This is a genomic window from Ascidiimonas meishanensis (genome assembly GCF_037782385.1).
GTDB lineage: Bacteria > Bacteroidota > Bacteroidia > Flavobacteriales > Flavobacteriaceae > Ascidiimonas > Ascidiimonas meishanensis.
Genome location: NZ_JBBEXD010000011.1, coordinates 98,490 through 120,195, shown reverse-complemented (window position 1 = coordinate 120,195; position 21,706 = coordinate 98,490). Strand labels below are relative to the sequence as shown.

The window sequence follows — 21,706 nt, the reverse complement described above, 5'->3', positions numbered from 1 at the left end:
AATCACATTATTAACCAATATTTAAAACATTCATCATGAAAAAAACAATTTTAACTATCACCATGGCGGTATTTTGTGCAACAAGTTTAGTATTTGCATCTGGAAAAACAGAAAACATGAATCACTCAAATAATACAAGTTCTGAAATTTCAGTTGTATTAGTGAATGATTTTTGTATGGCTATTATAAAGGGGGACAAAACAACAGTAGAGAAGTTTATTGAGTTAGGTGAAAATGTGAATCAACAATCTAACGGAATGACTCCAGCAATGTATGCAGCGAGATACAATCGCACAGAAATTTTAAAAGCCTTAATTCAACATGGGGCAAATCTTAAGACAAAATCTGCGGAAGGACATCGTGCTTTAAAGTATGCAGAACTTTCCGGAGCCAATGAAGCTGCAGAAATCATTAAATCTCATTTAGAAAAGAAATAAAGTCTAATTTTTCATAAACTTAAAAAACCTGGAATATTAATTCCGGGTTTTTTTACGTTTATAATTTTTTAAAATCGAAATCCTGTTACGGCTCTATATATAAATGCATAGAAAGCAACACTAATGCATAAAAAGCATAACCAGCTCATTGATTTAAGAATTAGTGTTTGCGGATTTCCTCCGATTCCTCGGAAAGCGTCTGTATAAAGTTCTTTAAAGAGTAGAAGTGTTTTCATATCAAGTATTTTTTAAATTAAACATGTAATTATTTTTGCATTAACCATGCCAAAGTGAATCTTTAGAAATACAAGATATATGAAAAGTACTGTAAAATAGGGGCGTTATAGCCTAAGAGAAAAAGTTGTAATGTATGGAAGATTTGGGATAATCTTAAGTTAAAAATAGAACTCTTTATAGAGTTTGGCAAGAATTAGAGATAGAAATTATCGAGAATTAGATCAAACCAATCATTTTATCTATGAACTGCAAAAGCTGCTAATTCCTACCGTATTTTCTAATAGCTTCCTTAATTTTTTCAATTCTGTTTTCTGGATCAGGATGTGTACTTTGAAATTCCGGTGTGCGATTTGGCCCTGCTGCTGCTTTCAGAATATTCATAACACCAATCATTTCTTGTGGATCATATCCAGAATTAATCATAAATAAAACTCCTAAGTCATCACTTTCTAATTCATCGCCTCTACCGTTTTTTAGTAGGGTACTCTGTGCAATACCCCCAACAAGATTTCCAGCATCTGCACCTACGGAAGCACCCATAGAAATGGTTTGCCAAAATTCACTTTCTGCAATGCGTTCTGCGGAATGTCTTCCAATAACATGACCAATTTCATGCCCGAGCACTCCTGCTAGCTGACTTTCGTTTTTTAATTTTGAAAAAAGCGCATATGTTATAAATATTTGACCACCGGGTAGTGCAAAGGCATTTATGGTTTTTGAATCAGCAAGTAAATGAAACTCATATCTATATGGAGTATCTCTAGCAATACTGTTTTGTACCAGTTTATTGCCAACTTGGTCTATAAACGCCTGACTTGCCTGGTCTGGGTAAAGTCCGCCATATGCTGCTTTCATTTCAGGTAAACTTTGCAGACCAATAGCTATTTCTTGTTTAGAAGTCATATCAATATTCTGAACTCTTCCGGTGTAAGGATTCTCCTGACTATTATTACATTTTTTGAAAAAAGCAAACGCGACTATTGCTAAACCTATCAATAATCTGATTTTAAAATTACCTCTTCTCATACCGTAATAACTTTTAAATTTACCGTTTAAATTTAATAAACTTTTTACTTCAATTCAGGATTGATATCAAGAATGTTTTCTTGATAATATTGTTTAATAAATGCATCTGTAAAATAAGAGGCACCCTTTAACTCTTCTTGATGAAGTACTTTTATAAGATCTATTTTTTGGTATACTTTTAACATTGGCTTAGAAATAGGGGCATAACTATAGTGCCAGGGTTCATACTTAAATCCTTTACGATTGCTTTCTGGGGTGTAAACAATATAAAAGCCAAATGAATTTGCGTGTTTTTCTAACCATTCTCTAAACTTACAAAAAGGGCCATCTCCATGAAATTTTTCTGGAACCAATACATCACCAGAATACGTAGCATTATCATCAATAATATCAATGTCTGTTCCCCAATGATGACGAGATGTTCCAGGTATAGTAGAATACTCTATAATTTTTCTAATAGCTTCCATACCGGTCATACCCTGTTTAGTAAAACGGGTAAATTTACGTTCAAAGATTCCTTTTTGTCGTTCAAAATTGCGATAACCAGAGACTATTTTAATTTTAAATCCATCTTTAGCTGCGGCCACCTTCATTTTTTCAAATGATGTATAGGCTTCTTTACGAAGCTTGCCTTCTCCAAATAGCTCAGGATTTCCTTTACCTATCAATTCTTCATTAGAGAATTTATTTTGTGAGTTACCCATCTGAAAAGAAAAGAAAACAAAAATGAGTATGAGAAAATTATTTTTTAAGCTGTGATGATTCATTAGCGTTTTTTTTAATAAAATCTTTTTTGTGTAAAATATACAATTTTGCAGGTTGTTTATCATAAAGTATTTTTTTCAGAAACTTAAATCTACATTTTTCTAATACCTTTTGAGATGCATTATTTTGCTCATGTACATGTGCATGAATAGTAGTAAGTGCCAATTTATTAAAACCGTATTGCAAACACATTTCTGCGGCTTCAGTGGCGTAACCATGCCCCCAATATTTGCGATAAAATCTATATCCCAGATCAACTATTTTTTCTTTAGGATGATATTTTAAACCGCACCAGCCTAGAAATTTATTATCCGATTTTCTAATTACAGAAAGTCTACCCATTTTATATTTTTCATATTGATCATAGAATTCAATTAATTCTGTTGCCTTTTCAATAGACGAGAATGGGCTATCTCCAGTGTATTTTACTACTTCTAAATCTGTATTCATTTCATAAAGATCTCTACTGTCTTCAACAGCAAAGGGTCTTAACAGAAGTCTTGTAGTTTCTAGTTTAATTTTCATGCTTTTACATTCTCATATGCTGAATGTTTCTTAAATTCTGCATTTACAAAAGGAAGCGTTTTTAATAAACCTTTTAGGGTATAATCTACAGCTACTTTCACTAACTTACCTACTAAATCTTGCCCAGAAAGAGATTTTTCATTACGAGTGTGGTCTATAATGATTTTATCCATTCCTGCCTTACAATAAGTAACTTCGGCAAATATTTTGCCTCTGTGTTGAACAAAAAAGATTCCTTTTGTCTCCTTATCTTGATGTTTGATTTTAATTTCCAATGGCATCGTTTTATGAACCCTATAAAATTAGAATATTTTTTATACTCTTGTCTTGGTGTTAAAAAATAAAATGCCCATAGATTCATTAAATAGAAGAAGCTTCATTTTTTCTTGATAGCTTTTTAAACATTTTCTATCTTTACACCCGCAAAAGCGGGAGTAGCTCAGTTGGTAGAGCGTCAGCCTTCCAAGCTGAATGTCGCGAGTTCGAACCTCGTCTCCCGCTCAAAAGCCTCATACCTAATTGTATGAGGTTTCTTATTTTATAATAACGGGTTGATTTGTGGCTATTTCATAGGGTAATTTATCTTTCTCAAAGACTCTTGCACTTAAATTGCCTCTTAGCGTTATTTTATCTTTTTTTATTTCTAACCAACTACCTTCACGAAGACCTAGCACTGGAGGTGTATTAAATTGATGAAATTCCTTAATTCGAGTTTCCCTAGTTTCACCCATATGTTTACTGTTGGGTTCAGGATCTATATAATGTGCATTTATGTTAAAAGGAATCAGCCCCATAGTCTTAAAAGATGGCGGATGAATAATAGGCATATCATTGGTAGTTTTCATAGTTAGTCCTGCGATATTAGATCCTGCACTTGTTCCTAAATATGGGATTCCGTTTACCACCCTGTTTCGCAAAAGTCCCATACTGTTGGTTTGGTAAAGTGTATTAACCAATAAAAAGGTGTTACCTCCACCAACAAAAATACCTTCAGCATCATTTATTTGCTTTTGAGTATTTTCTAGTTTAGTGATGCCTTTAACGTTTTTACCTAATCTTTTAAAGGCTTTAGATACAATTCCTGTATACTCCTCAAAGGTGATGCCACTTGGTCTAGCAAATGGAATGAATACTATTTCATTACTGTTTTGATATAGTATTTCTAGAGATTCTAAAAGATATTCGAGGTAGCTACTACCATAGATGGTAGAAGTACTCGCAAGAATCATAGTTTTCATACATAGGATTTTTCGTAAATTTATAGATAAAGCTGTTTTAACAAAAGTTTAAAGCCTTCTTATTTTTTTATGTGACAAACTTGTCATTTCTTTAGTAACTTAACATATTGTTCAAAATTATATAAATGAAAAAAATCTATTGTCTCCTTCTCATATTATCAACTACTTTTTCTATGTTTTCGCAAGATAACGATAGAGTATTATTAAGAGGTACTGTATTGTATCGCAGTAATAATGTGCCAAATGAAAATGTGGTTAATATAACCACAGAAAAAGCAACGGTTACTAATGAAAATGGAGAATTTCAAATTTACGTTAAAGAAGGAGATGAACTTGTTTTTTCAGCAGTCAACTATCGTATAGAATCTGTTATTATTGATCAGAATATTCTAAAGAACAAACGTTTGGTGGTTGAAGTCATAGAGAAAGTCACAGAGCTTGATGAGGTTACCGTTAGTCCAGATAGTGAAGAGGCATTTCTTAAATTACAAGAGGAAAAATTTAAAAAGGTAGACTATGAACAGGATGCCTCCACACAAGTTACAAATGTTGCTTTACCACAATCTGTTACGGGACTTCAAAATGGATTAAATTTTGTGAACATCTTTAAAGCAATTTTTAAATCAAATAAAGAAAAAGACGTACCGGCAGAACGACAAATAAAAATGAGCGAAGTATTACGTCAGGTTTATGAAGATGATTTTTTCGTAACTGATTTAAAAATTCCTTCTGATAAAATTGAAGATTTTCTTTATTACTTAGACACAAAAATGCCAGCTTCTTCTCTTTTGAAGAAGGACAATGAATTTGAACTTATAGATTTTTTGGTCAACCAGAGTAAAGACTTTTTAAAGACTACCCAAAACTGAAGACCAGATTTTTAATATATAGTGTTTTCTTCTTTTTTGGCTTATTTTATAGTTTAGGACAAGAAACGAAAGTAATTAGAGGAAGGCTGTTGGCAGACTCTACAGATTTGTCTTCTATACATGTACTTAACAAAACGTTGGGTAGATTTACCATAACTGATGAAAACGGAGCTTTCTCTATTAGAGTACGATTAAAGGATACACTCGTATTTTCTTCGGTGCAGTTTCAAAGGGAAGAATTCCAGATTACACCTACTGTTTTTAAATCTGGCTTTATAGAAGTAACATTAGAAGTTAAGGTAAATGAACTAGATGAGATTACCCTTAGGCCGCATAATTTAACTGGTGACCTTTCAAAAGACCTCAATCAGGTAGATCAAGACAAGATAATTACAGGGGTAAGACTTGGGCTTCCCAATCAATATGTTAAATCAAAAACTCAATCAGAGCGCAGAATATATGAAGCTACCACAGGAGGAGGTATCATTCCTCTAAATCCTATTTTAAATGCTATAAGTGGAAGAACAAAACGACTTAAGCAACAATTAAAATTAGAACGTCAAACCGCCAAGAGTTTAACTGTAATGAACGCCTATGATCGTAGAGTTTACAGTGAAACATTTAATATTCCAGATGAATATATAGAAGGTTTTATTATCTATTGTGCGCAAGATGCAAATTTTGAATCCATCCGTCAAACTTCAGATTTACTGGTAATGCTTGAGTATCTGGAAAAGAAGAGTAAGGAGTATAATAGTCTTGGTGTTTTTATACCAGAATAGTTAAACTAATTTTTTTCCAGATCAATAATGGCAGTCCAAATACTTAATGTATAATTATCTACGCTAGTCCATACGGGTCTTACGACTCCTTGAAATGCATTGATATTATTGTAATCACCAAAAAAAACAGCATCATTTGGAGTAAATGGAGACTCAGAAATTACCTTTGACTCAAATGTGTGTCCTCCATCATAAGATACTGCCATACTAACATCTGTTTTGGTATTGTTATAAGCACTGCGATCATAATAAATTACATAAAGAAAACCAGTTGCTGGATCTACACTCATCCAAGTAAGAAATTGATGTGTATTAGTACTATCTGAGTTCACTTTTACGGGGGTACTCCATGAATTTCCACTATCGATTGATTTGGTAATAAAAACATCTGTATTATTGGGGCCGTTTCGCTGGTCTGTAAAATTCACATAAATAGTACCTGAATGAGTACCCTTGCTATTATCTACACAAGTTACGGGCATTCCATTACTTCGGCCAATACCTGGAATTTTTTGAGTCCATCCTCCAATTTGTTCAGTAACAACAATGTCTTTTTCAAGCCAAGTATTTCCATTATCGATACTTTTATCAAAATAGATTTTATCATTAAAAGCCCAGGCAACATAAATATTTCCATTATTAGCAACCGCCGGAACCGCTCCCTCTACGGTTAGATCGTTGTCTAAAGTATTACCATCAAATTCATTAATAGCTATAGGTTTGCTCCAGGTAGTGCCTTTATCATTAGATTTTGAAAAAAGAATACGGCTTTTGTCTTTAGGGTTTTCACTATCGTATTTGTCAAACTCTGTCCAAGTAACGTAAATTTCTCCTGTTTTTGGATTTGTGGCTGCCCATTCTTTATCTTGTTGCTTTGGAGGATTAAGTCCAATACTGTTTCCATCACTCCAAGATTTACCCCCATCTTCAGAACGTTGTATGACTATTCTATCTAATATTTTATCACTTTGCCAACTAGTGCCCTCTGGATCAGAAAGATGTAGATAGTAAAAAATCCCGTCTTTATCTGCAATAACACACGGATCTCCCCAAACACCAAGGGAAGATTTAAGGGCTTTAGTTTCCCATGTGAGCCCGCCATCAAAAGAAGTATGTGCATAGTTTATTACAGAACCTACTACCATATTATTAGTATCTAGAGGATTTATGTAAATGCTAGGTTCACAAGGACCTAATCCTACAGAAGCTTCAAAAATTTTAATATTTTTAGCTTTTTTACTTTGGAATGCTTTTTGCTTATTTTCTATTGGACTTTTTGTAGTTTCACAACCCGCTAAAAAAAGCATGATAAGAATAAGAATCTGCAAAGCTAACGGTCTCATATACTTAGAAATTTGATTCAAAAATAAGCGATTACGATGCAAAATTTAAAAAAACTATTTCTCATTTTCATTATTCCTTTGTTTTCATTTGTAGCAATTCATAAGTTTTATGTAAGTGTAACAGAGGTGCGATATTCTGATAAGGATGAGACAATACAAATTGTATTAAGAATTTTTATAGACGATTTGGAAAGAACACTGGAAGAACGTTATGGTATAAAACCTGAGATGGCTTCACAAAAGGAACATAAGCAACTGGATGCCTATCTGGAACAATATCTAAATACGAAGTTTAAAGTTAAAGTGAACGGCACCAGAATGAATCTTAGTTTTATAGGTAAAGAATATGATACAGATGTTGTTAAATGCTACATAGAAATACAGGAAATTGTATATAAGGATTTAAAAAGTATAGAAGTCTCCAATGAAATTCTTTTTGAACAATTTGAAGAACAGCAAAATATAGTTCATTTTAGGCTACCAGGAAAAATCAAAAGCCTTTTGCTGCTGAAAGAAAATTATAAAGGATTGTTAAACTTTTAAGAATTCATTCAAAGGTTTCTAAAATTACCTAATTTACCACTCAAAATTTTCAAGCTAGCACATTATGAATTCAATAAAGTATTACATCTTATCCCTGCTAATAATGACGGGAGGACTGGTGTTTTCTCAAGAAAATGGGGGGACTGAAAAAGAACCTGGTCACATAAACAGTAACAGGTTCAGGCAGTTATATCAAGAGTTTTCTACCCCAAATATGTTTAGAACGGGTTCTGGTGCACCTGGACCTGCCTACTATCAGCAACAGGCTAATTACAAAATGAACATTGAGTTAGATGATCAAGATCAAAAACTTTATGGTGATGAAACGATTACATATATTAATAATTCACCAGATACCTTAGAATTTCTTTGGGTGCAATTAGATCAAAATGTTCGCAAAAAGGATTCAAAAACTCCACTGATAGGTCAGCAAAAGGAGAGAAATTCTTCCGCGAGTTTTGATAAGTTTTACAAAGATTATCTGAAAGGTAATTTTGATGGAGGATTTAATATTGAGCATGTAAAAGACGCTAATGGCAAACCTTTAAAATACGCTATTAATCAAACCATGATGCGGGTAGATATACCAAAACCCTTAGGGCCTGGTGAAAGTGTTACTTTCAGTATCAAATGGTGGTATCAAGTAAATAATCATGTCACGGACAGAGCTCGTAGTGGATTTGAACATTTTGAGAAAGACGGGAATAACTTGTATATAATAGCACAGTTTTTCCCAAGAATGTGTGTTTACAATGATGTAGAAGGTTGGCAAAATAATCAATTTTGGGGAAGGGGAGAATTTGCTTTACCCTTTGGAGACTATGAGGTAAGCATAACAGTGCCATCAGACCATGTTCTAGATGCAACTGGCGAACTCCAGAATAGAGAGAAGGTTTTTACTAAAGACATGATGAAGCGTTATAAGCAGGCTAAAAAATCTTATGATAAACCTGTTCTTATTGTAACGCAAGAAGAAGCGGAGGCAAAAGAGAAATCTTTTTCTAGTAAAAAAAGCACTTGGATTTTTAAAGCAAAAAACGTTCGGGATTTTGCATTTTCTTCTTCTAGAAAATTCGTTTATGATATGATGGCTGTAGATATCAACGGGCGTGATGTAATGGCGGTTTCTATGTATCCCAAAGAAGGAAACCCTTTATGGGAACAATATTCTACCAGGGCGGTTGCCAGTACATTAAAAAGTTATTCAAAATATACATTTGATTATCCTTATCACAAAGCGATTTCAGTGCATTCTAAAAGACAAGGAATGGAATATCCTATGATTTGTTGGAATTATGGAAGACCAGATGAAAATGGAAAGTACTCAGACCGTGTTAAGTTTGGAATGATTAGCGTAATTATTCATGAGGTAGGTCATAACTTCTTTCCTATGATTGTGAATTCAGATGAGCGGCAATGGACATGGATGGATGAAGGTTTAAATACCTTTATGCAATATTTGGCAGAACAAGATTTTCAAAAGGCGTATTTGCCAGAACTAAAGGAATACCCTTCAAGAAGAGGTCCTGCGAAAAAGATAGTGCCTTATATGGGTGGTAATCAAAGTAGAATATCTCCCATTATGTCAAATTCAGAAAATATTTATCAGTTTGGTAATAATGCTTACGGTAAACCTGCTACCGGACTCAATATTTTAAGGGAAACGGTGATGGGGCCAGAATTGTTTGATTACGCATTTAGAACCTATGCTGAAAGATGGAAATTTAAACATCCTACACCAGAAGATTTTTTTAGAACTATGGAAGATGCATCTGCTATAGATTTAGATTGGTTCTGGAGAGGCTGGTTTTACTCAACTGATTATACAGATATCGGAGTAAAAGATGTAAAAACACTTTATGTTTCTGCAGAGCCTAATGAGCCAACGTTAGAAGAAATGAAAAGGCGTAATATGAAGGAGTCAGAGTTAAACCCAGTAATTTATTATGTTGAAGAGGGTACAGAAGACTACAACAAAGCGTTAAAAAATAATAATCTTAAAGTTCCGGTATCTTTCAATGCATATCTTCAAGATAACTTTACGCCAGAAGAACGTGCAAATATGGAAGTGCCTAAATATTTATACGAGATTAAATTTGAAAAACCAGGAGGTTTACCAATGCCATTAATTGTAGAATATGTGTATGAAGATGGCACTAAAGAGCAAGTTACCTACCCACCACAGGTATGGAGACTAAACGATAAAGAAGTTACCAAGGTAATAGCTTCTGATAAGAAGCTAACTGGTATTACAGTTGATCCAGAAGAAAAGACAGCAGATGTAGACACTTCTAATAATTCATGGCCTTTAAAAACATCAAAATCTGATTTTGATAAATTCAAAGAGAAGATAAAGGGAAAGAAATAATGCTCTCTAAAAAAGCCGACTTGTAAGTCGGCTTTTTTTATGCACCCATACCAAACTTCCTTATATTTGTATTACCACTTTTATCTTGTTATATGTTTTTATTCATAAGCGGTACAGAAATAATATTCATACTATTTATAGTAATCATGGTCTTTGGGGCAGATAAGCTTCCAGAAATTGCGCGTGGTTTAGGCAAAGGTATGCGGCAATTAAAAGATGCCACCAACGATATTAAACATGAAATTCAAAAAAGTGCAGAAAAACAGGGAATTGATACAAGCGTCACTAAAGATATCAAGGAAGAGATTAATAAAGTCAAAGACGATATAGAAGATTTTACGGGCTCTATTAAACGAAAACTTTAATGTTAGAGCAATTGCATCAATATGATAAGTCTTTGTTTTTATTTCTCAATCAGTTGAGTAGTGATTTTCTTGATCCTTTTTGGATAGTGGTTACCCAAATTTACACTTGGATTCCACTTTTTATCTTCATGATTGTACTGGTTTTTAAACACTATGATAAAAAACAGGCGGTTATTATTACCATCACTGTTCTAATTACGTTGCTATTTACCTTATTATTTACAGAATTTGTAAAAGAATGGATAGGGCGTTTACGTCCTAATAATGACACTGCGCTTAGTACTTTAATCAAAGTATTACAATCTCCCCATGATTTTAGTTTTTTCTCAGGCCATGCTTCCAACTCTTTTGCGATAGTTACCATTTTATTTCTAGTGCTTAGAAAGCAAGTACGCTACATTAAACTTCTTTTTATCTGGCCGGTGCTGTTTTGTCTTAGTAGAATCTTTGTAGGCGTTCATTATCCTAGCGATATTATAGCAGGCACTTTTGTAGGAATATTTATTGGAATTGTATTTCATCGATTTTTGGTTAATACGTTAAAGTAGTCGAAGGTTTTTTACTACATTTAGTTAAAATAAACCAATTTATATCAAAATGAAAAAACTATTTATTAGCATGTCATTGCTCTCTATGTTGTTCACAATATCTTGTAGCAATGAAGAAAAAGAGGCTATTAATCAAGAAGTTAGTCAAGAACAATTACAAGAAGACCCTCTAACACCTGAGCAGATTAATCAAGTAATTAATAATGAAATTCGTTTGAATGGATCTTTTGAATGGAAAGATGCTTCAGACCATTTACTATGGAGTGCAGTATTGCAGGGAAGCAATATTCTAACCGTTGGGTATGGCAATTCAGATCAGGCATTTCAAAAAGATCTAGATGGAAGTCAAGAAAACATTAAAAATAATTTACTGGATATAGCCAGAAATTTGGAAGATGTATCTACCAATAGAAATGAAACGATGCTTATCTATGATGATGAAATTTTAACTGTTTTTGATCTTAGAGTAGAAAAAATAGAAACTATTAAAGAATTGAGAAAAAGCGAAGGTTTACGTTATTTAGAGCCAGGTGGCTACGAGTACATGAAAGTAGAACAAGCACAAGGATCAAGTTCAGGATGTGATTTAGGAGGAGAGAGCCTTAGTAGTTCAGATTACAGAACTATTACACCAAATGCAAAAGTTCCATGGGCTTTTGATGTTCATAAAATACCACAAGCATGGTCTTACAGTACAGGTAGGGGAGTTACTATAGGAGTTGTAGATACCGGTTTGTCTGCCAATCAGTCTTTAATGAATGGGAGCTTTAATGATGGGTATTCTTCCGGAAGATTCGTTCAAAAATATGGCACCTATGTAGATAGTTTCTGGCCATGGAGTAGTAAAACGGATGGGCCTAATGATAAATGTGGTCATGGTACTAGTATGACCTCAGTTGCTACTGCACCAAGAAATGATAACGGACTTCCAGTAGGGGTTGCTTATAATGCAAACCTTATAAGCTATAGAGCTGCAAAAAATGTGGTGCTTGATGGATACCATGAGCAAAAAGGAGTTGCTAATGCATTTACAGCACTAGGAAACAGAAGTGATGTAAAAATTATTTCTATGTCTATGGGGCATGTGTTTTCTGTAGGTCGTATCAAAGACGCTATTCGTTATGCAAATAACAGAGGAAAACTTATCTTTTGTGCCGCGGGAACATCTACTTCATTTACCAATTTTGTAGGGGTAATATTTCCTGCTTCAATGAGTGAAACTGTAGCTGTAACAGGAGTTGAAGAAGGGCGTTACAAAGAATGTGACACTTGCCATAAAGGGAGTAAAGTAGATTTTACCATAGCCATGGAACGGAGTAATAATAATCACATACCTATCTTAGGTTATTATAATGGACAATCAGATTATGTAGGAGGTTCTTCCGTAGCAACTGCAACCACAGCGGGTATCGCAGCATTAGTATGGGCAAGATATCCAAACTGGAGTCGTACACAAGTGCTTAATAAACTTATACAATCAGCAGAACTGTATCCAAACAAAAGCGGAAGTTATGGTTGGGGTAATATTAATGCTCAAGCCGCCGTACAATAATTTAGTCATCGATTTAAGTTCATAATCAATGCAATAAAGACCTGCTTCGTCAAGATGTAGGTCTTTTACTTTACACGGGAAACCGTTAAACCATCCCTTATAGGCAACAAAACAGTCTCAATCCTGTTATCATTTTTTAGCTTAGCATTGTATGCTACTAATGCATGGGTACTTTTATCATTAAATTTTTTAGGTTCAAGAACCTGCCCGCTCCATAAAACATTATCAGATAAAATAATACCACCCGGACGCATTTTTTCAATAACCAAGTCAAAATAAGCACTGTAATTATCCTTATCTGCATCAATAAAAACAAGATCAAATACCTTATCTAAGGTTGGTATTACCTCCAAAGCATTACCCACATGTTGCTTAATTTGGTTTCCATGACCACTCCGATCAAAAAAATCACGTTGTAGGTCTTGCAATTCTTCGTTGATATCTATAGTATCAATAGTGCCATCTGCTTGAAGCCCTTCTGCCAGACAAATAGCAGAATACCCAGTATAAGTGCCTATTTCCAGAATGGTTTTAGGGTAAATTATTTTGGAAAGCATACTCAATACTCGCCCTTGAAAGTGACCGCTCAGCATTCTAGGGTGAATTATTTTTTTATAAGTTTCTCTTTCTAGTTCTTTCAATAAATCGGGTTCATCTTGTGAATGCTTTGCTACATAATTTTCAAGATCTTCAGATAAAAAGTGCATGGCTAATGTTTTTTGCAAAATTACTTAAATTGAATGCTTATTTTTGAGGAAAATTGAAAAAGAATGCAATTTCAGAATACACAAAATTTCGCCAGAGTATTAGATAAGAAAGATGCACTGTATTCCTATCGGGATGCTTTTATTTTTCCTAAGGTGAATACTAAAAATGTGATTTATTTTACTGGAAACTCATTGGGGCTTCAACCCAAGAGAAGTGCAGCTTTTGTTAATGAAATCATGACAGATTGGGCAGAACTCGCAGTAGAAGGTCATTTTAAAGCTGCTAAACCTTGGTGGGATTACCATGAACGTTTGGCTGCTCCTTTATCAAAGGTAGTAGGAGCTAAGCCTAAAGAGGTAACCGTAATGAATACTCTAACGGTAAATTTACATTTATTACTAGTTTCTTTTTATCGGCCTCAAGGAAAACGTATTAAAATTTTATGTGAAGAAAAAGCATTTCCGTCAGATCAATATATGTTAGCGAGTCAGGTGCGTTTTCATGGATATAATCCTCAAGAAACTATTGTTGAGGTTAAAAAACGAGAAGGTGAACATTTTTGGCGAACAGAAGATGTAGTTGCAAAAATAAATGAAGTAGGAGATGAGCTTGCTTTGGTTCTTATTGGGGGATTAAACTATTATAACGGTCAAGTATTTGATATGAAAACCATTACAGCGGCCGGGCAACAGGCAGGTGCTATGGTAGGATGGGACTTAGCACATGCTGCTGGAAATGTAGAATTGCAGCTGCACGATTGGAATGTAGATTTTGCAGCATGGTGTAGTTATAAATATATGAACAGTGGTCCTGGTAATGCTTCTGGTGTTTATGTACATGAGCGTTATCACAATAAAAAAGAAATTCCCAGATTTGAAGGTTGGTGGGGTCATAATAAGGAAAGAAGGTTTTTAATGGAATCGGAATTTGATCCTATGGATGGAGCAGAAGCTTGGCAGTTGAGCAATGCCCCTATTTTGGCAACTGCACCATATCTTGCATCTTTAGAATTATTTGAGGAAGTAGGGATGCCAGCACTCATTGCTAAAAGTAAATTACTCACATCTTATTTAGAGTTTATACTCCATGAAGTAGACAAAGAGGTAAAAGCTTCCTTTGAAATTATAACACCAGAAGAAAGAGGTTGCCAACTTTCAGTTTTTTTACATGGAGAAGGCAAGGCTATTTTTAATTACTTAATGGAGCAAGGGGTAATTACAGACTGGCGAGAACCCAATGTAATAAGGTTGGCTCCAGCACCTTTTTATTGTAGTTTTGAAGATATGTATAAGTTTGGACAGATTTTAAAAGAAGGTCTAAGCTAATAAATTAAAAACCCTGTGTACATTATAATAACACAGGGCAGATAGCTCTCAACTTAGTGAATTTAGAACTGCATTGGTACTTCCATTAAAAGCAGTTTGGCTGTTGTTAGTGCTTGAATCTGAAGTAAATCTGTTTCGGTAACGCCCAAACCGTCCCGTTGGTTTAATAATTTCCCATTAATATTCACGGAACCTTCAATAACAAAAGCATAAACACCCGTATTTTTGGCTTTTAAAGCATGTTCAATTTTAGTGCCTTCTTCCAGATCACCAAGGTGAAACCAAGCTTGCTGATTAATCTGTACCCCATCATCATTGGCATTAGGAGATACAATTTGATATAAATTATTATGAATATTCTCAGGCTCTAGTGTAATCTGACTATAAGAAGGAGTGACATTTCGTTCCTGTGGAATCACCCAAATTTGTAAAAACTTCACTTCTCTGTCTTTGTTCTTATTGTATTCACTGTGAAATATTCCGGTACCAGCAGTCATAGATTGAATATCTCCTTCTTTGATTATTTCTTTGTTACCCATACTATCTTCATGCTCTAGATCTCCTTTTAATGGAATAGAGATAATTTCCATATTATCATGTGCATGTTTTCCAAACCCCATTCCTGCCGCTACGGTATCATCATTTAAAACGCGAAGCGCACCAAAGTTCATTCGCTCCGTATTGTGATAATTGGCGAAACTAAAAGTGTGATAACTATTTAACCAGCCATGATTTGCATGACCTCTTGTACTAGCTTTATGAATTACTGTTTTCATGATTATATCCTTTTTTGTTAGTACAAAGTTCCAGAAAATCAATAGAAAAAACGATACGAAAAACGGGAATAGCGATGTAAAAATCAGTTCTCAATACTGGTTTTAAAGGTACTAATACTTTCACCCGTATAGTTTTTAAAAGCATGACTGAGATGCGAAGACTCCTGAAAACCCAGTTCAAAAGTAATTTCCTTTACTGTTTTTGAAGTATGACCCAGCATTCTTTTGGTTTCCAGTATAACTCTATTCATAATATACTCTTTCGCACTTGTGTGAAGGTAAGTGGTAGTAAGCTTGTTAAGGTAGTTGGCAGAAATAAAGAGTTTTTCTGCATAAAAAGAAGTTTTATGTTCCAGTTTGTAATGAGTTTCTACCAAATTTATAAACTTTCGCAGTGTTATCAATGCGTTGTCCATTTGCAGTATGGGTTTCTTAAATAAATCGCATACGGCATTGCTTTGAATAAAAAAGAGCCTCAATATAGCCCCCAATGCTTCATACCTAAAATCAGAAACGGTTTGGAAACATTCATGTAATTCTTTGCAATAAGCGAGTAGTTTTAAAAAAGTTTCTTTCTCTGGAATAAGAGGAGGTGCTTCTCCTAGCGGTTGAAACAAATTTATATTGGTAAAGAACTGATTGCTTATATTGGCACGAACAAGAAAATCATCATTAAATGAAATTACATATCCTTCATTAGGAATAGTTTCAACCACCTTATGAACTTGATGAGGGCTAATAAAGAATACACTATTAGCTTCAATAGCATATGTATGATAATCAATAGTATGAGTGCCTTTGCCGTTTGTAGTAAGAACAATTACATAATAATCATGGGCATGAGCTTCATGTTTTACTGGATATGCTTCAGCAGGTTTTTGCTGGATGGCTTCTATATTAAAAAAGGCATCTTTTGAATAGGTTTCTTTAAACTGAAAATGCTTCATACTTTAATGGTCTGCCTCATACTTATTTACAAAATTTAAAGCCATTCAATGCGCTATTCATAATACCACTTTTCATATCTCTTAAGCCAAAATACAAACGATACTCGTTTTTAATAGATAAATTTCCTGAGGAATTTTTAATACGTTGGTTTTATTTCGATGCCATTTTACTGTACTTCTCATTTCCAGATACCTTTTTGGAATCTTCAATAAAGAGAATCATTTATTTATCTATAAAAATAGCGAATAAATAAAGTAGAAGATCCCTAGGATTGATTAAATGAGTATTTTCGTATCTTAAAAATTTTAGAGTGTGGAATCAAGGATAACCTCAAGTAATGCTCTTGTTACGATTTTAAGAAATAAAAGATATTTGGCTACTGCCTTGGTGTTTTTTTCTATGAATGTAATATTTAGTACTTGGGCTATTTACATTCCAACTATCAAGGAAAAGTTGAGTATTAATGAAGGAGAAATAGGCTTCGCCATCTTTTTTATGGCTTTAGGTACCTTCATTATGTTATTTACAGCTCCTTTGTTAATTAGTAAATTGGGAGTAGGCAAGGCTACAGCGTATGGTGGAATTGTCATGTTTATTATGATCTTAATTCCATTTTTAGCCCCCAATTATTTTATTTTATGTTTAGGTTTACTTTTTGTAGGGACCGCTTTGGGCTTCACTGATATTGCCATGAATACATTGGTAACAGAACTAGAAAAAAGAGATGACGTTCATGTGATGTCTGCTAAACATGGTTTTTTTAGTTTAGGCGGGATGATAGGAGCTGGTGTGGGTACATTGTTTTTACCTTATGTGGAAATACCTATATATCACGCGCTGGTGGTGGTAGGACTATGTTTAATAGTACATCTTTTTCTAATGCATAACTATTGGAGTGTAGTTGCTGATGCAATAGAGAAAATGCAATTTAGTTTTAAACAATTCAGGCCTTTAATATGGTTAGGTATTATTGGTTTTTTTGTGATGGCAAGTGAGGGTGCTATTGTAGACTGGAGCGCATTGTATTTGGAGAATGTGTCTAATGCTCCGGAGGTTTATATAGGTCTTGGTCTAACAGCATTTTCCTTAACAATGGCCTTGGGAAGATTTGCAGGCGATGGTATAAGTTCACGTTTTGGTGCTAGGTCAATAATGATAGTAGGTAATATGCTTGGTGTAGTAGGTTTTGTTTTTATTTTGATGGAGTCAACCATGCTAGCTATTCTTGGATTTGGTCTTGTAGGTCTAGGTTTTTCTACCATTGTACCTGAACTTTTTCGTCTGGGAGGTAAAACTAAGGGTGTAGATAGTGCCCAAGGGGTATCGTTTATAGCAGGCTCTGGTTTTGCAGGATTTTTACTGGGTCCTGTTTTTCTAGGTTTACTAGCAGACTTAAGTAGTTTGAAACTTAGTTTTATAGCATTACTTTGTTTTACTATAATTGCATTGGCTTCATCGCTTAAAGTTACTACTAAAAGCAGATAAAAAATTTCAAGTTAATCCTTGGTGATTGTTTCAATATCGGTAAAATAGAGTTTCCAATTTCCTTCTTTTTTATTATGAGTAGTGGCTATTTGTAAGCCATCAAATTCTTCATAATCTTCCCAAGTGGTGATTAATCCAGGGCCAGCTGAATTTTCTTTTCTAAACGCCCATTCCTTAATCAAATAATCTTCACCAAAATAAAAATCATACGCATCTCCAGGGGTATAACCTCCATCACCTTCATAAACAATAGTAAGCTTTTGCATGGTGACTTTACTAATAGGCGCCTTTGTTTCTTCGGTATACGTTTGTTTAATTTCTTTATCCCAAATCAAATTAAAGGGAGCAAGTAACCAATATTTATCATTAACAAAACTTTTATCAGCGTTTACCATGACGCTATCAATCTTACTTCTATTGTATGAAATTTTATTTTCACCAACTGTTAGTACTACTTTTCTGGAATCTGGTTGCCATGACCAACTCCTTTCAAAATGAGAATCATCTTTATCTACATTAAAGGTGAAATCTATTTGAGCGATGTCCTCCCAAGAGTCAAACCCATGTGCTTTAGCTATCCTTTCTGAAACAGGGAGATTTTCAAAATCACTTTTGTTATTTTTACATGAAAACAACATAACTATTAGGGCGCAGTACACAAAAATTCTCATAAGTAGTAATTTTTACAAAAATACAAAAATATACCAACGGTCTTACACTTGTTTCTTTGTTGATCTCTTTAGAATGAAAATTAACAGTTGTTCTTATTTTGGTTTTTATTTGATATGGTAAAAGGATTAATTTTCATATTTTAGTCCGAAATTAAATTGAACATGAAATCTGACAAAAGCAAGATACAAGATACGATTGATGCAAATATTCTGGAACAGCGAAAAGTCTTTATGTGGGGGCAGGTAGATGATGATTCTGCCAAACATGTAATAGATCGTTTGCTTTATCTGGATTCTTTAGAAACTAAAGAGATTCAACTCATTATAAATAGTCCTGGAGGTTATGTAACTTCTGGATTTGCTATTTATGATACGATTAAAGCCATAAAAAGTCCTGTTTCAACAGTTTGTTCTGGTTTGGCAGCTTCTATGGGGTCTATTCTTCTATCTGTAGGGGAAAAAGGAAAACGTTTTATTTATCCACATGCACGAGTAATGATACACCAGCCGAGTGGAGGTGCAAGCGGACAAGCTTCCAATATAGAAATTCAGGCAAGAGAAATCATTAAAACTAGAGAAATTGGAGCAAAAATTCTTGCAGAGAATTGTGGACAGCCTTTTGATAAGGTGATGAAAGATTTTGATAGAGATTATTGGATGGATGCTAAAGAATCTGTTGAATATGGTATTGTAGATGGTATTATTGGCGAATAAGTATTAGTAAAATAACGTCTTAAAGCTTCTCTAAAAAGAGAAGCTTTTTTTTGTTTTAATATTTTTTAAAAGCCGTTATTTGGAAAAAGCCGTATTAGTACCTATAAATAAAGTCTTTAAAATGCATATATTTGAGAAAAGTAGTACATAACCTATTTCTTCTTTTATGCGCCAACATGTTAAGCAAGCCCCAAAAACTGTAAACAATACTTCTGGTAAGTTAGGGACGCAATCATTTAAAAATCAACGTCCTGCTCAAGTAAAACAGCTTAAGTTACAGCATATGGCAAACCAAAGTACGGTCAATAATGGGGTTGCTATAATGCAACAAAAGGCAAATGTCTATACCGCCACAACTTCAAACCCAATACAAGCCAAAGCAAATTCTACAGGCTTACCTGATACCTTGAAATCTGGTATAGAAAATTTATCAGGTCATTCTATGGATGATGTAAAGGTACATTACAACTCTCCAAAACCTGCCCAATTACAAGCGCATGCCTATGCACAAGGAAATCAGATCCATCTGGCATCTGGTCAGGAAAAACACCTGCCGCACGAAGCCTGGCATGTAGTACAACAAAAGCAGGGCAGAGTAAAACCCACCAGACAATTACAAGCGAAAGTGGCTATTAATGATGATATGGGTTTGGAAAAAGAAGCCGATATTATGGGAGCCAAGGCGTTGCAAATGAAATCATTAAACTCCTTTGTCCCTTCTAAGGTTTTGGTAAAACCTACTTCTTTGGTGGTTCAAGCTAAAATTTTAACTAAAGATGGCATGTATGATCATACCCATAGTTTGCCTCCAACCCAAAGTGTAAATTTGGCATTAACAGCAGCTAGCAACAATCAACAAACCTATTTTGTTGAAAATAATAAGGATATTCAAGCGATAGGCTCTTCAAAAGGAGCTCAATTAGTAGGTCCTTATGTGCATATAATAGGAGAGAATCACAGTGCCTCTAAATGGGCACTTATTAAAAAGAAGTGGGGGTATACAGGGAAAATCACCTATGAGGAACTTAGTGACAGTGCTACTGTAAAAAGCTCGGAGACAGCCCACCATTTAGCAACCGATGCTGATGTTAAGCGGGAAAATATTTTAGAAAATTTGCATGCTAAAAATATTACGGACTTAGTAGTGGCATTGTATGGGTCTAAGCGTTTAAAAAGTATCTATAGCAACATGAAACTATATCTGGAATCAGACAATGATGTGGAAGCTACCAAGATGAAAGCTATGGGAGAGCAGACAAGAAAAACGGTAAGCAGTCAATTATCCGATTTTGATTTTTATTGGAATATGGATTATGTAAAAGCAGGTAAAACTGCCAGCCAAAAAGCAGAAGACACCAGAACTCATGCAGAAAAAATACTCGTTCATCTAATGAGTGATAAAGGCGCAGCTATTACTAAAGACCTTAAGAAATTAAAGGCAAATCCAATAGGTCTTTTCACTTTTAAAACACCCACTAAAATTAATGAGTTAGAAACTTGGATCAATTACGCGGCTACACTAACTAAAAACATAGAAATGGTTATTGAATTGTTGCATGCACTCATTGAAGAAGAAACAAAACCTGGCGATGCGTATGGAATGAACCTAGCGCTAACAGAGCAGCGGAAAAGAATTGGTGCTATTGGTGCTAATACCTCAGACCATGATGTACTGGATAGTGCTTCACCGCTGCGTGAACATTTTATGACATTAAGGCTACGTGCCATGGGAGCACCCTCTATTGCCGTTATGGGACATGCACACCGCGACAATCTCAAAAAGACAAAACCCATACCTCAAGATAAATATTATGATGATTACAATGATTTTGTAGCTAAGACAACTTCAAAAGCTTAAACCTATTGCAAGTTTTTATAAACAATATCCTAAAATGTGGTGCTTACCATTTTCTAAATTTAGGTTTTAATACGATCTTTATTTTATATTGATAATTAAATAAGAATTAAACCGGATACCGCTCTTGAGACGCTTTTTAACCATTCTTCTGCTGATATGTTTTTTAATAGCTGCGAGCCTAACCGCTTGGTTGTACCTAAAACTAAATACCAGAGTAGGTGATATTCCTAAAGAATTACAGACCAATACTAGTTTTAAGATCTGTAATGAGAAGAAAATTTTGCAATACTATGGAATAGGAACCACTTATGAAGGTGGAAAACGTGCCATCAAACATGCTCTGGAGAATCAATTACCAAAAGATCTTAGGTTTGAAAATTCTGGTTATCTGGTTTTTAGATTTGTAGTGAACTGCAAAGGAGAATCTGGTCGTTTTCAGGTGAAAATGACAAATAAAGAGCTACAACCTACTGATTTTGATCAAGAAAAAGTGCAGCAAATCTTGCAACACCTAAGAAAACTGAAAAATTGGGAGCCCGGTATGCGTAATCAAGTGGCTTATGATAGTTATTGCCAACTCACCGTAAAAGTTGAAGAGGGTATAATTACAGATATATTTTAGA

The 21,706-nt window shown here is 34.4% G+C and carries 24 protein-coding genes and 1 tRNA gene; 14 read left to right on the top strand and 11 right to left on the bottom strand.

The genetic code is table 11. The features are described from left to right. Window positions 1-35: 35 nt before the first annotated feature. Complete coding sequence (locus WBG07_RS16940) at window positions 36-437, top strand: ankyrin repeat domain-containing protein (protein WP_340202975.1); 402 nt, start codon at window positions 36-38, stop codon at window positions 435-437. Between the two features lie 68 nt (window positions 438-505). On the opposite strand, the gene WBG07_RS16935 is transcribed toward WBG07_RS16940, so the two are convergent. From WBG07_RS16935 to WBG07_RS16915, 5 genes are all read right to left on the bottom strand, one after another. Beyond that, window positions 506-673, bottom strand: coding sequence for a DUF6747 family protein (locus tag WBG07_RS16935; RefSeq protein WP_340202973.1), 168 nt, complete (start codon window positions 671-673; stop codon window positions 506-508). 259 nt (window positions 674-932) lie between these two features. Then, the gene (locus WBG07_RS16930) at window positions 933-1,700 is read right to left on the bottom strand and encodes a M48 family metalloprotease (protein WP_340202972.1); all 768 of its coding nucleotides are present in this window, start codon (window positions 1,698-1,700) and stop codon (window positions 933-935) included. A 44-nt stretch (window positions 1,701-1,744) separates the two neighbouring features. Then, the gene (locus WBG07_RS16925; protein WP_340202971.1) at window positions 1,745-2,467 is read right to left on the bottom strand and encodes a M15 family metallopeptidase; all 723 of its coding nucleotides are present in this window, start codon (window positions 2,465-2,467) and stop codon (window positions 1,745-1,747) included. Then, on the bottom strand, window positions 2,442-2,990 hold the full coding sequence (locus tag WBG07_RS16920; RefSeq protein ID WP_340202969.1) for a GNAT family N-acetyltransferase: 549 nt from the start codon (window positions 2,988-2,990) through the stop codon (window positions 2,442-2,444). Before WBG07_RS16920 ends, WBG07_RS16925 begins: the two co-directional genes overlap by 26 nt. Continuing rightward, entirely contained in the window at window positions 2,987-3,265 is a 279-nt protein-coding gene (locus WBG07_RS16915) for a GNAT family N-acetyltransferase (protein WP_340202967.1), read from the bottom strand. The genes WBG07_RS16920 and WBG07_RS16915 overlap by 4 nt, the downstream gene beginning before the upstream one ends. 153 nt (window positions 3,266-3,418) lie before the next feature. Here WBG07_RS16915 and WBG07_RS16910 point away from each other — a divergent pair. Beyond that, a tRNA-Gly gene (locus tag WBG07_RS16910) sits at window positions 3,419-3,491 on the top strand. Window positions 3,492-3,523: 32 nt separating this feature from the next. On the opposite strand, the gene pepE is transcribed toward WBG07_RS16910, so the two are convergent. Then, on the bottom strand, window positions 3,524-4,228 hold the full coding sequence (pepE, locus tag WBG07_RS16905) for a dipeptidase PepE (protein WP_340202966.1): 705 nt from the start codon (window positions 4,226-4,228) through the stop codon (window positions 3,524-3,526). A gap of 125 nt (window positions 4,229-4,353) precedes the next feature. On the opposite strand from pepE, the gene WBG07_RS16900 reads away from it, so the two are divergent. Further along, complete coding sequence (locus tag WBG07_RS16900; protein WP_340202964.1) at window positions 4,354-5,097, top strand: carboxypeptidase-like regulatory domain-containing protein; 744 nt, start codon at window positions 4,354-4,356, stop codon at window positions 5,095-5,097. An 89-nt stretch (window positions 5,098-5,186) separates the two neighbouring features. Beyond that, window positions 5,187-5,879 carry a hypothetical protein gene (locus WBG07_RS16895; protein ID WP_340202962.1) on the top strand — a complete coding sequence of 231 codons (693 nt, stop codon included), beginning with the start codon at window positions 5,187-5,189 and terminating at the stop codon, window positions 5,877-5,879. A 5-nt stretch (window positions 5,880-5,884) separates the two neighbouring features. On the opposite strand, the gene WBG07_RS16890 is transcribed toward WBG07_RS16895, so the two are convergent. After that, window positions 5,885-7,222, bottom strand: a complete 1,338-nt coding sequence (locus WBG07_RS16890; protein ID WP_340202960.1) for a sialidase family protein — start codon at window positions 7,220-7,222, stop codon at window positions 5,885-5,887. A gap of 36 nt (window positions 7,223-7,258) precedes the next feature. Between WBG07_RS16890 and WBG07_RS16885 the strand changes: the two genes are divergently transcribed. The 5 genes from WBG07_RS16885 to WBG07_RS16865 all read left to right on the top strand — a co-directional run bounded on the left by WBG07_RS16885 (window position 7,259) and on the right by WBG07_RS16865 (window position 12,598). Next, the gene (locus tag WBG07_RS16885; protein WP_340202959.1) at window positions 7,259-7,765 is read left to right on the top strand and encodes a DUF6702 family protein; all 507 of its coding nucleotides are present in this window, start codon (window positions 7,259-7,261) and stop codon (window positions 7,763-7,765) included. Between the two features lie 64 nt (window positions 7,766-7,829). Then, a complete protein-coding gene (locus tag WBG07_RS16880) occupies window positions 7,830-10,133 on the top strand; it encodes a M1 family metallopeptidase (protein ID WP_340202957.1) in 2,304 nt (767 codons plus the stop codon). Between the two features lie 92 nt (window positions 10,134-10,225). Then, complete coding sequence (locus WBG07_RS16875) at window positions 10,226-10,498, top strand: Sec-independent protein translocase subunit TatA/TatB (RefSeq protein ID WP_340202956.1); 273 nt, start codon at window positions 10,226-10,228, stop codon at window positions 10,496-10,498. Continuing rightward, window positions 10,498-11,046, top strand: a complete 549-nt coding sequence (locus WBG07_RS16870) for a phosphatase PAP2 family protein (protein WP_340202954.1) — start codon at window positions 10,498-10,500, stop codon at window positions 11,044-11,046. Before WBG07_RS16875 ends, WBG07_RS16870 begins: the two co-directional genes overlap by 1 nt. 49 nt (window positions 11,047-11,095) lie before the next feature. Then, on the top strand, window positions 11,096-12,598 hold the full coding sequence (locus WBG07_RS16865; RefSeq protein WP_340202952.1) for a S8 family peptidase: 1,503 nt from the start codon (window positions 11,096-11,098) through the stop codon (window positions 12,596-12,598). Between the two features lie 65 nt (window positions 12,599-12,663). Here WBG07_RS16865 and WBG07_RS16860 read toward each other — a convergent pair whose 3' ends face one another. After that, the gene (locus WBG07_RS16860) at window positions 12,664-13,305 is read right to left on the bottom strand and encodes an O-methyltransferase (RefSeq protein WP_340203037.1); all 642 of its coding nucleotides are present in this window, start codon (window positions 13,303-13,305) and stop codon (window positions 12,664-12,666) included. Window positions 13,306-13,368: 63 nt separating this feature from the next. Between WBG07_RS16860 and kynU the strand changes: the two genes are divergently transcribed. Then, on the top strand, window positions 13,369-14,631 hold the full coding sequence (gene kynU / locus WBG07_RS16855; protein WP_340202950.1) for a kynureninase: 1,263 nt from the start codon (window positions 13,369-13,371) through the stop codon (window positions 14,629-14,631). 62 nt (window positions 14,632-14,693) lie between these two features. Here kynU and WBG07_RS16850 read toward each other — a convergent pair whose 3' ends face one another. Continuing rightward, complete coding sequence (locus WBG07_RS16850) at window positions 14,694-15,407, bottom strand: pirin family protein (RefSeq protein ID WP_340202948.1); 714 nt, start codon at window positions 15,405-15,407, stop codon at window positions 14,694-14,696. Window positions 15,408-15,490: 83 nt separating this feature from the next. After that, complete coding sequence (locus WBG07_RS16845) at window positions 15,491-16,354, bottom strand: helix-turn-helix domain-containing protein (protein ID WP_340202946.1); 864 nt, start codon at window positions 16,352-16,354, stop codon at window positions 15,491-15,493. A gap of 313 nt (window positions 16,355-16,667) precedes the next feature. Here WBG07_RS16845 and WBG07_RS16840 point away from each other — a divergent pair, with 313 nt between their 5' ends. Further along, window positions 16,668-17,840: an MFS transporter gene (locus tag WBG07_RS16840; protein ID WP_340202944.1), complete on the top strand. Its 1,173-nt coding sequence runs from the start codon at window positions 16,668-16,670 to the stop codon at window positions 17,838-17,840. A gap of 11 nt (window positions 17,841-17,851) precedes the next feature. On the opposite strand, the gene WBG07_RS16835 is transcribed toward WBG07_RS16840, so the two are convergent. After that, window positions 17,852-18,511: a hypothetical protein gene (locus WBG07_RS16835; protein WP_340202942.1), complete on the bottom strand. Its 660-nt coding sequence runs from the start codon at window positions 18,509-18,511 to the stop codon at window positions 17,852-17,854. Between the two features lie 162 nt (window positions 18,512-18,673). Here WBG07_RS16835 and WBG07_RS16830 point away from each other — a divergent pair, with 162 nt between their 5' ends. From WBG07_RS16830 to WBG07_RS16820, 3 genes are all read left to right on the top strand, one after another. Beyond that, window positions 18,674-19,225, top strand: coding sequence for a ClpP family protease (locus WBG07_RS16830; RefSeq protein WP_340202940.1), 552 nt, complete (start codon window positions 18,674-18,676; stop codon window positions 19,223-19,225). Between the two features lie 166 nt (window positions 19,226-19,391). Next, entirely contained in the window at window positions 19,392-21,083 is a 1,692-nt protein-coding gene (locus WBG07_RS16825; protein WP_340202938.1) for an eCIS core domain-containing protein, read from the top strand. A 124-nt stretch (window positions 21,084-21,207) separates the two neighbouring features. Continuing rightward, window positions 21,208-21,705, top strand: coding sequence for a hypothetical protein (locus WBG07_RS16820; RefSeq protein WP_340202937.1), 498 nt, complete (start codon window positions 21,208-21,210; stop codon window positions 21,703-21,705). Window position 21,706 lies beyond the last annotated feature (1 nt).